The following is an 11626-nucleotide window of genomic DNA, read 5'->3' on the forward strand; positions in this document are numbered from 1 at the left end:
AGCAGCCAATCGCACAGCAAGTCCGCGCGAACCTGATCCCTCGTGCGGCCCCCACGGCGGTCCTTCTGGAGGTGTTTCGCGGTCGAGGTGAGGCGTCGCTTGATCGCAACCGCCTTCACCGTCGGGATCAGGGCTGTCAACCAGGACATCCCGTCACCGGCGTCTTCCACGACCACCCGCCGGTCCACCAAGCCCCGGGCGTGTTTGCGCTCGGGCGGGGTGGGGTCGAGCCGGTCGGTGAGGATCGTCACCCGGCGCCGGAAGGTGCTGATGGGCAGGTGCAACGCCCACCTCGCCGCGGTCTCATCGATCAACGCGATCGCATCCGCCGCGTACTCCCGGACAGCCGGGTCGGCCCCGATCGGGGCCCGCAACCGCAACACCGCCCCGACGGCGGCCTCCACGAACCGCAACGACACGAACCCGTCCCGGGCGTGCTCCCACAACAACGGCAGACACTCGCGAGCCGTCGACGCCGTGCACTCCAACGAACGGACCTCGTTCTCCGACATCTGTAACCGCACCGCCACATCGAAGAACACCGACCGGCGGGCATGATCCGCATCATCCGGACCATCCCCGACCGTGTAGATTTCCGGATGCCGGCGGGCCAGGTCCACGACCTCCACGACCCGCTCCGCACGCCGCACCGCCCGCTGATTCAACGCGACATCATCCTCCTGCAACCCATCCAGGATCCGCGCCGCGATGAACGTCTCATCCACCACCATCACCCGCGGGACGCCGACGAAAGTCGACTCCTCGAACGCTTCAACAGTGGTGGGTTCCACCCTCCGAGTCTAGCATTTATGTTCGACACTGGGAAGAGCCACGATCCAGAGAAGTCCCGAGAAAATCACGGCGATTACCGCCTGCCATCCGACGACCGCACTCGTCGGTGACGCCCGCCCGCGCGAGGCGCCGGACGGACTCACTACCCATCTAGGCTGGACGGAATGGGCATGGCATCTCCTCTCCCCGTCCGCGACGGCGTGGGCGCGACCCGGCTTCGCGTGCCGTCGGAGGGGCCGTGGCCCACCGTCTGCTCCTTCATGGCCGAGCGCTTCTTCCACCTCGACCCGGAGCGTCTGCTCAGCCGCTTCGACCGCGGCGAGATCGTCGCCATCGACGGCTCGCCCCTCACCCGCGATACCGCGCTCGGCGTGCACGACTTCGTCTGGTACTACCGGGAACCGGCGATCGAGAAGCACATCCCGTTCGATGTCGAGATCCTGCATCAGGACGAGGATCTGGTCGTCGTTGACAAGCCGCATTTCCTGCCGACCACTCCGGGCGGGAAGTATCTGCAGAACTCCGCCCTGGTGCGCCTGCGCAATGCACTCGGCATCCCCGAGCTCACGCCGATCCACCGTCTCGACCGGGCGACGGCGGGCGTGCTGATGTTCTCTGCGCGGCCGGTCACCCGCGGCGCATACCAGCTACTGTTCGAGAACCGCCGCGTCGAGAAGGTCTACGAGGCCGTCTCCCTGCTGCCCGAAGGGTGGGATCCGCAGGCTCCGGCTCTCGGTGGATCCGCATTCCCGCTCGTGCATCGCAATCACATCGAGAAGCTGCGCGGACACGTCTGCGTGCAGGTGGATCCGGATCGCGAACCGAACGCGGAGACGCTCGTCGAACTGCTCGGCTTCGACGACCGCGTGCTGCACACCGTGCTGCACCCGCACTCCGGACGCATGCACCAGTTGCGCGTGCACCTCGCCGAACTCGGCGCCGGAATCCTCCACGACACCTTCTACCCCGAACTCCTGCCCGAACAGCCCGACGACTTCGACCGACCGCTGCAGCTGCTCGCGCGGGAGCTGCGCTTCACGGATCCGCTGACCGGGGCCGCGCGCGAGTTCCGCACCCGACGGACTCTGCAGGAGGCGCCATCGCCCGTGGGCCGGCACGGAGATCCGAATCCGGTGGGGCGCTAATATCTCCCCACCGGATCCTGCGAATCAATGTTCCGGCTTATCGCCAGTAATACCATCCACCATTGTCGAGCTGGAAACAGTTGCCCGGGTGATATCCATTTACCGCATCGAGTTGGGCCTGTGAGGCACACTGCCCACGACTGGAGAAGGGTCCGCGGCGTTCAGCCGCGCTTGCGCTAGCCGGGATCCCAACTACCAGCCCCACGACGGCAGCTATCACGACCGAGCTCGTTGCCAATCTATGCTCATAATGAAATAGCAACTCGGAAATGAGCCGCAAATCAACACTATCGAGACCCGAGCCCGTTTGATTTCCTTCGCGAGAAATGATACGAGACTCCGACAATGGGGAGCGATCTGCATTTCGTCTCAGCGCCGCATGATCCGACGCGCGAGCCACGTGCCGAAGGTCTGCACGAGATGCACGAACACGACGATCAGGATGATCGCGGCCCACATCACCACCGGCTCGAACTGCCGGAATCCGTAGACCTGCGCGAACGCGCCGAGACCGCCGCCGCCGACCAGCCCCGCCATCGCCGTCATGTCGATGAGCGCGACCACGATGAAGGTGTAGCCGAGGATCAGAGGACCGAGCGCCTCGGGCATCGCGACCGTGAGAAGGATCCGCCAAGGACCGGCACCCATCGCTCGCGCGGCCTCGATCACGCCGGGCGACACCGACACGAGATGCTGTTCGACGATGCGGCCGATCGCGAACGACGCGGCGACACCGATCGCGAACGCGCCGGCGTTGATGCCGATACCCGTGCCGATGACGATTCGGGTGAACGGCTGGAGCACCGCGATGAAGATCACGAAAGGGATCGGGCGGATGAAGTTCACCAGGAACGAGATCAGGATGCTCACCGGGCGGTTGGGCAGCAGTCCCCCGGGACGGGTGACATACAGGCCGATGCCGATCAGCGTGCCGATCACGCCCGCCATCGCGAGCGCGAACGTGGTCATGTACAGCGTCTCGAGCGCCGCCTGCCAGAAGTCCGGCAGCAGTTCGATGAGTCGATCCATCAGCGCACACCGCCTTCGCTCGAGGCCGTTCCGTCCGGAGCATCGGATCCGATCTCGGTCACGGTGGCGTGCACGCGGATCTTCTCCAGCGTCGCGTCGATCGCCGCATCCGCCCCGCGGATCGCGAGCGTGAGGTGCCCGAAGGCACGGCCGCGGATGTCGTTGATGCCGCCGTAGACGAGCTCGAACCCGAGACCCGCCGCAGCCAGATCGAGGAACACCTGCGCCTGCGAGGAGTCGCCGTCGCGGAATGAGAACGTGACGAGGCGACCGTCGTGACGCGCCTGCAGCGACGCCTGTTCCGCCGGGCTCGGCACGCCCTTGATCACGGTCCCCACGAACCGCTGGGACGCCGGATTCTGCGGGTTCGAGAAGACCTCGAACACATCCCCCTGCTCGACAACGCGACCGTTCTCCATGACGGCGACCTTGGTGGCGAGCGTCTGGATCACATCCATCTCATGCGTGATGACGACGATCGTCACGCCCTGCTCACGGTTCACCCGGGCGAGCAGCTCGAGCACCTCGTGCGTGGTCTGCGGATCCAACGCGCTGGTCGCCTCGTCGGCGAGCAGGATCGCAGGACGGGTGGCGAGGGCGCGGGCAATGCCGACCCGCTGCTTCTGGCCGCCGGACAGCTGCTCGGGGAACGCCTTCGCCTTGTCCGAGAGACCGACGAACGCGAGCAGCTCGGTCACACGAGCCTCGATGTCGGCCTTGGCCCAGCCCGCGAGCTTGAGCGGATAGGCGATGTTGGCCTTGACCGTCTTGGCGGAGAACAGGTTGAACTGCTGGAAGATCATGCCGATGCCGCCGCGCACCTTGCGCAGCTCTCGCTCGGAGAGCGTCGTGATGTCGACACCGTCGACCACCAGGTGACCGCTCGTGGTCGGCTCGAGGGCGTTGATCAGCCGCACCAGGGTGGACTTGCCCGCACCGGAGTATCCGATGATTCCGAACACGTCGCCCTGGGCGATCTCGAGGGTCACGTCATCGACCGCGACGACGGGGGCGCCGTCACGCGCGGTCGTCGGATAGGTCTTGGTGACGCCCTGCAGGCTCACGATCGGCATGTGTTCTCCGGTTTCGGTTCTGCGTCCGGGTCTGTCGGACGCGGAATCGGGCGACGCCGGTGCGCATCGCCCGATTCCCTTTCGCGGACGGCGGGTTCATCTCCGCCGCGGTGCGACCTGAGCTCAGCCCTTGTGGGTCTTGACGTCGCCCTCGACCTTGGTGAGGGTCTTCTGCAGCTCGGCCGCGTCGACCTTCAGCGGCACCCCGGTGTCACCGGAGGCCTTGGCGAGGCCCGCCTGCACGGCCTTGTCGGTCTGGAAGATCTCAACGAGCTTCTTGTAGGTCGCGTTGTCCTTCTCCTTGGCCGGGGCCGCGAAGATGTTCACGTACGGCAGCGCGTTGGGATCCTTCGGGTCGTCCTGCGCGATCGCGTCCTTGAACGTGAGTCCCGCGTCCTTGACGAAGTCGTTGTTGATGATCGCGGCGGCCACGTCCGGCAGCGACGTCGGGATCAGCGCCGCCTCGAGCGCGGTGACCTTGACCTTCGACTTCGCGGTGTCGACATCGGCGAGGTCGGAGAAGATCGAACCGCCGCTCTTGAGCGTGATGAGGCCGGCCGACTGCAGCACGAGCAGACCGCGCGCCTGGTTGGAGGCGTCATCGGGTACCGCGACGGTCTCGCCTGCGGGGATCTCCTTCACGCTCTTGTACTTCTTCGAGTACAGGCCGAGCGGGTAGATCGCGGTGGATCCGATCGGCTGCAGGTCCTTGCCCGACTTCACGTTGTACTGCGCGAGGTAGACGATGTGCTGGAACTGGTTGAGGTCGATCTCGCCCTCGGTCAGCGCCGGGTTCGGCTGCTCGTAGGAGCCGAAGTCCACGAGCTCGACGGTGATGCCCTCCTTCTTGGCCGCGTCGACGAACGCGGGCCACTGCGGGTCGCTCTTGCCGACGACGCCGACCTTGACGGGCTTGCCGGCTTCCGCGGTGGGGTCGGATCCGGCACCCGATGCGGATGAGCAGCCGACGAGGGAGATGACGAGCGCGGCGGCCGCGGTGGCGGCGGCGAGCGCGGTGGTGAGCTTGCGGGACATGGCTGTGAGTTCCTCTCTTGGGGGACTCCACCACGCTACGAGGGGCGTCGAGCGCCCTCCGAATCGACCTGTCACATGGCGTCACAGCTCGACGTCTGCACCCGCGGTCACCAGTTCGTGCTCGGCCGTGGAGCGGGAAGCGGGCACCATCGCACGCCGGCTGCGCGCTCGACGGATCAGCCGGGCACCGAGGTCGATCAGCAGGCCGATCACGATCGACAGCACGATGCCGACCCCCGCCGCGAGCAGGGGCGAATGCCCGAGCCACGCCGAGGCGACGGTCGCGATCACCGCGCTGAGCGCGACCCAGCCCACGGCCGCGACGAGGGACAGCGGCAGGAAGCGGCGGTACGGCAGCCTGGTCGCCCCTGCCGTCATGTTCACCGCGACCCGCCCGACCGGGATGTAACGCGCGACGAGCAAGTACATCGCGGGGCGGGTGGCGAGGCTCTCCCCCGCCCAGTCCAGCGCCGACCGCACGCGGCGGTGGCGCATCCACGCCCACCGCTCGGTGCCGACACGACGACCGATCGCATACGCAGCGCTGTCGCCGGCCGCTGCGCCCACGCCTGCCGCGAGCAGGACCAGAATCGCCGTCGGCATGGCCGCAGGGCCTGTCGCGAACGCCAGCGACAGAGCGCCGACGACCACGGTCTCGCTCGGGACGGGCGGGAAGAATCCGTCCAGGAAGCAGAACAGCAGGATCAGGATCGGCGTCCACGGGGTGAGGAGGAAAGTGCTCAGGAGGTCGGCCATTCCCTCACGGTAGGTCGGTGCAGCGTCCGGCCGCGTCCCTCTGCAGAGTGATCCCGGCGCGTCCGCCTGCTACCGGAGTACGCCGTGTCTGTGCGCGGGCTCTGCCGCCCTCAGTCGAAGTCCTCGAGCCCCTGCAGCCTCAGCTGCTCGAGGTCGAGGCGCGCGGAGATCCGTCGCACCACGAGATCGTCGACCGTCCCCGAACGACGCAGTCCCAGCAGCACCTCGCGCTTGCGGTCCAGCAGCGCCAGCTTGAGCCGCGTGAACTCCTCGTGGCGCACCAGCGGCGAGCGCTGCATGAGGTCGACGTCCTCGGACGTCGCGATCATCTGCAGCGTCGCGCCCTCGATGAGCGTGCGGCGCGGGGCGGATCCGCTCGTGGCACCCGGATCGCCGGCGTCGACCGGCTCGCCGCCGATGCCATCGGATCCGATGCCGTCGGACGAGGCGACCTCGCTCCCGCCGGCCTCGGCTTCCGGCTCGGTCCCCGCGGCGAGCGGGTCGGGCTGCCCGAGCATCTCGTCGAGCGCCTTGACCTCGGCGTCCACGAGCGCCTGCTCCCGCGCGAGCGTGCGCGCGTTCGTGTACTCGAGCATCTGGTAGCCCTCGAACCGGATCCGATCGCGCACCTCGTCGCTGACCTCGTGCCGCACGGCGAGGTCGTCCAGAGCCGAGAGCGCCGCGCCCGAGATCGTGCGTTCGGCGAGCTCGTACTCCTCGACCTCGCCCTGATCGGCCGGAATCCGCGCCCACCGCACGATCGCCGGCAGCAGCGTGCCCTGCACGAGCAGACTCAGCAGGATGACGCCGGCCGTCACGAACACGATCTCGTCGCGGCCGTCCAGCTCTCCGCCGGCCACGGCGCCCGCGGGCACCGAGAGCGCGATCGCGAGCGAGACCGCCCCACGCATGCCTGCGAACGTGCTCAGCACGCGCGAGCGCGCCCTGACGCCACGAGGCGGACGGGGACCGGTGCGCTGATAGAACGGCACACTGAGCAGCTGGAACAGATAGCGCACCACCAGCAGCGCGACCCAGACCACGAGCGTGACGAGCACCAGGCGCCCGATCGCGCCCGCCGAGATCTGGTGCACGACGTACTGCACCTCGAGACCGATCAGCACGAACAGCGCTCCGTTGAGCAGGAACACGCCGAACGGCCAGGCGGACTCCGCCTGCCGCCGCGACTGCGCCGTGGTCACGGTCGGCGACACGTAGGCGATGATCACCCCTGCGACCACCACGGCGAGCACCCCGGAGGCGCCGATCAGCTCCGCCATGAGGAACGCGACGAACGGGATCAGCAGCAGCGTGGTGTTGATCACGATCGTGGATGCGATCGCGCGCAGCAGGAAGTATCCGAGTGCGGCGACCGCCATGCCGGCCGCGATGCCGCCGGCGTAGGAGACGACGACCGACCACGTCACGCTGAGCGGGTCGATGTGCCCGCCGACCGCGAGCGAGATCCCGATCGCGTAGAGCACGAGGGCCGTGCCGTCGTTGGTGAGGCTCTCGGCCTTGAGCTTCATGAACATGCGCCGCGGCAGCAGCCGGCCGAGTGCCGCGACCGCCGTGGCGTCGGGCGGCGCGACCGCCGCGCCCAGGATCAGTGCGGTCTCCCAGGGCAACCCGAACAGCAGTCCGATCCCCGCGACGGCGAAGGCGGAGGCCACCACGAGCAGCGTGCTCATCGGAAGGATGTAGCGGAAGTCGCGACGGATCGCCCGGAGCGACGTGGTCAGGCTCTCCCAGAACAGCATCACCGGCAGGAACAGCAGCAGCACGGTCTCCGGCGGCAGCTGGATCTCACGCAGCGCCGGGATGAAGCCCAGCGCGAGGCCGAGGATGACGAGAACGAGCGGCAGCGCGAGTCGCAGACGCGGCGCGAGCAGGGCGCCGCTCAGGATCGTGAGCCCCAGCAGGACCGTGACTTCGAGACCTTCCATGCGCCGTCTCCTTCACCAGGCCGTGGACCGCGGGCGCCATCCGTTCAGAGCACAGCGCCGCATGCCTCCACGGTATTCCCGGTGCACGCGCGCAGGACAGTCCCGGAGCGGATCCGATCAGTCCAGCTGCTCGGTGAGCTCGAACCAGCGCAACTCCAGCTCTTCGACCTCAGCCTCCTGAGCGGAGATCTCCTTCATCTTCTCGCCGAGGCCGGCGTAGTCGGACTGGTCGTGGTCGGCGAGGGCATGCTTGGCCTTGTCGATCTGCGCGGCGAGCTTCTGCATACGTCGTTCGAGCGCCGTCACCTCCTTCTCCGCAGCACGGCGATCGGCACCGCTCAGCGCCGGCTCGGCGACCGACGCGGACGCGGATCCTGTCCCCGGCGCCTTCGGATGGCTCTGCTCGAGCGCCCGCAGCCGCAGGTACTCGTCCACCCCGCCCGGCAGGTGGCGCAGGCGCCGGTCCAGGATCGCGTACTGCTGATCGGTCACGCGCTCCAGGAAGTAGCGGTCGTGGCTCACGACGAGCAGCGTGCCGGGCCAGGAGTCGAGGAGGTCCTCGATGGCGGCCAGCATGTCGGTGTCCATGTCGTTGGTGGGCTCGTCGAGGATCATCACGTTGGGCTGGTCCAGCAGCACGAGCAGCAGCTGCAGCCGGCGCTGCTGACCGCCTGAAAGATCCTTCACGGGCGTGGACAGCTGCGCCGACGAGAAGCCGAGCCTCTCCAGCAGCTGACCCGGCGTCAGCTCGGCGGCCTTGGATCCGGTCCCGAACGTGTAGGTCGTGCGCAGACGGCCGATCACGACCCGCACCGGCTCGTCCCACACGTCCTGCAGCTCGTCGAGGCGCTGGGTGAGCGTGCGCACCTGCACGGTCTTGCCGTGCTTGACCCGCCCGCTCGTGGGCGCCACGGTGCCCGCGACCAGTCCGAGCAGCGTCGACTTCCCCGCGCCGTTGACGCCGAGGATCCCGGTGCGCTCTCCCGGCGCGACCCGCCACTCGACGTCGCGCAGCACCTCGCGCTCCGGCGTCGAACCGGAGGCCGGGAACGTCACGCCGGCGTCGATGAGGTCCACGACGTCCTTGCCGAGCCGCGAGACGGCGAGCGACTGCAGGCCGATCCGGTCACGGATCTCGGGCACATCGGAGATGAGCTCGTTCGCGGCGTCGATGCGGAACTTCGGCTTGGACGTGCGCGCAGGGGCGCCGCGGCGCAGCCAGGCGAGCTCCTTGCGAGCGAGGTTCTGCCGCTTCGCCTCGCTCGCCGCCGCCATCCGGTCGCGCTCGACGCGCTGCAGGATGTAGGCCGCATACCCGCCTTCGAAGGGCTCGACGATCCGGTCGTGCACCTCCCAGGTCTCGGTGCACACCTCGTCCAGGAACCAGCGGTCGTGCGTGACCACCATGAGCGCGCCCTGATTCGCCGGCCAGCGCCGCTTCAGGTGCTCCGCGAGCCAGCCGATCGCCTCCACGTCGAGGTGGTTGGTGGGCTCGTCGAGCGCGACGATGTCCCAGTCGCCGACGAGCAGCTTCGCCAGCGAGACGCGGCGGCGCTGGCCACCGGAGAGGTCGGCGACGGAGGCGTTCCAGTCCAGATCGCTCACGAGGCCGTCGATGACGTCGCGGACCTTCGGATCCCCTGCCCACTCGTGCTCCGGGGTGTCGCCCACGATCGCTCCGCCGACCGTCAGGCTGTCGTCGAGCACGTCGGCCTGATCGAGCACCCCGATCGTGGTGCCGCCGCGTACGGTCACCCGGCCGCCGTCGGGATCCAGACGTCCCGCGAGCATGGCCAGCAGGCTGGACTTGCCGTCGCCGTTGCGGCCGACGATGCCGATCCGATCCCCTTCTTCGATGCCGAGGGTGACGGAGTCGAAGACGATCCGGGTGGGGAACTCGAGATGGAGGCCTTCGGCCCCGAGGAGATGTGCCATGTCGGCTTCCAGGGTAGTCGCGCCCACCGCTCGCTACGCTCGGAGGATGACCGCCGTCCCGCTCGCCATGCCGGACGAGGCCGTCGCTCATCCCCTGACGACGCGCGTCGGGCAGATCACAGGGCACCTGCCCGAGGAGACCCTGCTCGATGCGGCGCAGCAGGAAGCCGCCTCGGCGCTCGCCGCCCCGCATCGCCACGGCGCCTATCTCTGGGGCCCGGTCGGACGCGGGAAGTCGCTGCTCGCCGAGGCCTACTTCGCGGCGCTGCCCACTCGGCGCAAGCGCCGTGTGCACTTCCACGACTTCTTCCTCGAGCTGCAGAGCGCGCTCGGAGCGCGGCGCGTGCCTCTCGATCGGGCGTTGAACCGCCTCATCGGCGGATCCCGCGCGATCCTGTTCGACGAGTTCCACGTGCACGACGTGGCAGACGCCGTATACCTCACGGCGACTCTGCGACACTTCATCGACCGGGATGTGCTGCTGATCGCGACCTCGAACGATGCGCCGGGCGAACTGATGCCGGGCCTGTGGCACGAGCATTTCGTGCCGGCGATCCGACTCATCGAGCAGCACCTCGACGTGATCGAGGTCGCGGACGGCACCGACTACCGAGGCGTCGGCTCGAAGATGCGCTCCGCGACCGGCTTCTCGGCCGGATCCTGGGCGCTCTCGCCCACCCGGGCGCCGTCACCGGCGATCGAGATGACGACCGAGAACGGCATCGTGCTCACCGTGCGCGAGCGGTCTGCCGAACGGATCACCGCGACCTTCGAGGACCTCTGCGGCGCGCCGCTCGGCACTCCGCAGTATCTCTGGCTCGCGGATCGGACCACCGCGCTCACGCTCCTGGATGTCCCGGATCTCCGCACGATGCACCGCGACGCACTGCTCCGGTTCTGTCACCTGATCGATGTGCTCTACGACCGCGACATCCGGTTCGATGTGCACGCACGCGCACTGCCGGAGCGCCCGCTGGACACCGCGGTGCCGGCGCGATCGCTGGAGCGCGCCCTCAGCCGCATCTCGGCGCTGCGGCACGACTGACCGGTCGCCCAGTCCGCCGGCCGTACGGGTCCCGGAGGCTCAGGCGAGCCGCAGATGCACGATGTCACCGGCCGCGATCCGGTGTTCGACGCCCTCGGCATCGACGATCACGCAGCCGTCCTCGCCGAGTCCGATGGCCTCGCCGACCAGCTCCGCCCCGCCCGGCAGCATGACCCGCACCGTGCAGCCGAGTGTGACGCAACGCGCGGAGACCGCGTCGCGCAGGCCGCTCGCGACGGCCGAACCGTGCTCGGCGAGCGCCTCGATCCAGCCGTCCAGGCGGGCCAGGTAGCCGGCGACGAGCAGATCCAGGTCGGCCTGCGCGCCCTCCACAGCGAACGAGGTCGCCGTGGAGACCGGGAGCTGCTCGACCGTCATCGCGGTGTTCACGCCCGATCCGACGATCACCGCGTCGGGTCCGATCGCCTCGGTCAGGATGCCGCAGATCTTGCGCTCCCCCACCAGCACATCGTTCGGCCACTTCACCCCCACCTCGCGGTCGGGCAGCTGCGCCGCGATCGCATCGGCCATGGCGAGCCCCGCCGCCAGCGGGATCCAGCCCCGCTCGGCCATCGGGATCGCGGGCACGCGCAGCAGTACCGACAGCGCCAGTGCGGATCCGGCCGGCGTCGTCCACACGCGATCGAGGCGGCCCCGCCCCGCGACCTGGTTCTCGGTGAGGATCACGGACAGGTGCGGCCAGCCAGCCTCGTCGTCCGCATGGGCCCGCAGATCGGCGTTCGTGGAGCCGGTGGAGGCGACGATCTCGAGGCGGGCGGCGGCCGCGCCCCTGTGCGGGAAGCTCATCCGGTCACCCTATCCGCGTGCCGGATGATGCACATCGACGGCCGGCCGCTCTGGGAGGGTCCG

General features: G+C 68.7%; 10 protein-coding genes. 2 read left to right on the forward strand and 8 right to left on the reverse strand.

Features of this window, described 5'->3' with window-relative positions; translation table 11 throughout:
- On the reverse strand, positions 1–791 hold a 791-nt coding region (locus AC1DMN_RS06475), incomplete at its 3' end, for a DUF222 domain-containing protein (RefSeq protein ID WP_477230851.1).
- Between the two features lie 171 nt (positions 792–962).
- On the opposite strand from AC1DMN_RS06475, the gene AC1DMN_RS06480 reads away from it, so the two are divergent.
- Positions 963–1937: a pseudouridine synthase gene (locus AC1DMN_RS06480; RefSeq protein WP_477230852.1), complete on the forward strand. Its 975-nt coding sequence runs from the start codon at positions 963–965 to the stop codon at positions 1935–1937.
- Between the two features lie 369 nt (positions 1938–2306).
- On the opposite strand, the gene AC1DMN_RS06485 is transcribed toward AC1DMN_RS06480, so the two are convergent.
- From AC1DMN_RS06485 to AC1DMN_RS06510, 6 genes are all read right to left on the reverse strand, one after another.
- Positions 2307–2966 carry a methionine ABC transporter permease gene (locus AC1DMN_RS06485; RefSeq protein ID WP_477230853.1) on the reverse strand — a complete coding sequence of 220 codons (660 nt, stop codon included), beginning with the start codon at positions 2964–2966 and terminating at the stop codon, positions 2307–2309.
- Positions 2966–4039, reverse strand: a complete 1074-nt coding sequence (locus AC1DMN_RS06490) for a methionine ABC transporter ATP-binding protein (RefSeq protein WP_477230854.1) — start codon at positions 4037–4039, stop codon at positions 2966–2968. Before AC1DMN_RS06490 ends, AC1DMN_RS06485 begins: the two co-directional genes overlap by 1 nt.
- Before the next feature lie 123 nt (positions 4040–4162).
- Positions 4163–5074, reverse strand: a complete 912-nt coding sequence (locus AC1DMN_RS06495) for a MetQ/NlpA family ABC transporter substrate-binding protein (protein WP_440732401.1) — start codon at positions 5072–5074, stop codon at positions 4163–4165.
- An 81-nt stretch (positions 5075–5155) separates the two neighbouring features.
- On the reverse strand, positions 5156–5830 hold the full coding sequence (locus AC1DMN_RS06500) for a DedA family protein (RefSeq protein WP_477230855.1): 675 nt from the start codon (positions 5828–5830) through the stop codon (positions 5156–5158).
- A gap of 110 nt (positions 5831–5940) precedes the next feature.
- A complete protein-coding gene (locus AC1DMN_RS06505; RefSeq protein WP_477230856.1) occupies positions 5941–7776 on the reverse strand; it encodes a Na+/H+ antiporter in 1836 nt (611 codons plus the stop codon).
- A 117-nt stretch (positions 7777–7893) separates the two neighbouring features.
- Positions 7894–9711, reverse strand: a complete 1818-nt coding sequence (locus AC1DMN_RS06510) for an ABC-F family ATP-binding cassette domain-containing protein (protein WP_477230857.1) — start codon at positions 9709–9711, stop codon at positions 7894–7896.
- A gap of 46 nt (positions 9712–9757) precedes the next feature.
- On the opposite strand from AC1DMN_RS06510, the gene zapE reads away from it, so the two are divergent.
- The gene (gene zapE, locus AC1DMN_RS06515) at positions 9758–10756 is read left to right on the forward strand and encodes a cell division protein ZapE (RefSeq protein ID WP_477230858.1); all 999 of its coding nucleotides are present in this window, start codon (positions 9758–9760) and stop codon (positions 10754–10756) included.
- A gap of 39 nt (positions 10757–10795) precedes the next feature.
- On the opposite strand, the gene AC1DMN_RS06520 is transcribed toward zapE, so the two are convergent.
- The gene (locus AC1DMN_RS06520; RefSeq protein WP_477230859.1) at positions 10796–11563 is read right to left on the reverse strand and encodes a biotin--[acetyl-CoA-carboxylase] ligase; all 768 of its coding nucleotides are present in this window, start codon (positions 11561–11563) and stop codon (positions 10796–10798) included.
- Positions 11564–11626 lie beyond the last annotated feature (63 nt).

The sequence above is a fragment of the Microbacterium sp. 01T413_2 genome, from assembly GCF_056398985.1.

Coding starts and splice junctions, on each gene's coding strand:
- AC1DMN_RS06480 (WP_477230852.1), top strand. CDS start 963: ATGGCATCTCCTCTCCCCGTCCGCGACGGCGTGGGCGCGACCCGGCTT.
- AC1DMN_RS06485 (WP_477230853.1), bottom strand. CDS start 2,966: ATGGATCGACTCATCGAACTGCTGCCGGACTTCTGGCAGGCGGCGCTC.
- AC1DMN_RS06490 (WP_477230854.1), bottom strand. CDS start 4,039: ATGCCGATCGTGAGCCTGCAGGGCGTCACCAAGACCTATCCGACGACC.
- AC1DMN_RS06495 (WP_440732401.1), bottom strand. CDS start 5,074: ATGTCCCGCAAGCTCACCACCGCGCTCGCCGCCGCCACCGCGGCCGCC.
- AC1DMN_RS06500 (WP_477230855.1), bottom strand. CDS start 5,830: ATGGCCGACCTCCTGAGCACTTTCCTCCTCACCCCGTGGACGCCGATC.
- AC1DMN_RS06505 (WP_477230856.1), bottom strand. CDS start 7,776: ATGGAAGGTCTCGAAGTCACGGTCCTGCTGGGGCTCACGATCCTGAGC.
- AC1DMN_RS06510 (WP_477230857.1), bottom strand. CDS start 9,711: ATGGCACATCTCCTCGGGGCCGAAGGCCTCCATCTCGAGTTCCCCACC.
- zapE (WP_477230858.1), top strand. CDS start 9,758: ATGACCGCCGTCCCGCTCGCCATGCCGGACGAGGCCGTCGCTCATCCC.
- AC1DMN_RS06520 (WP_477230859.1), bottom strand. CDS start 11,563: ATGAGCTTCCCGCACAGGGGCGCGGCCGCCGCCCGCCTCGAGATCGTC.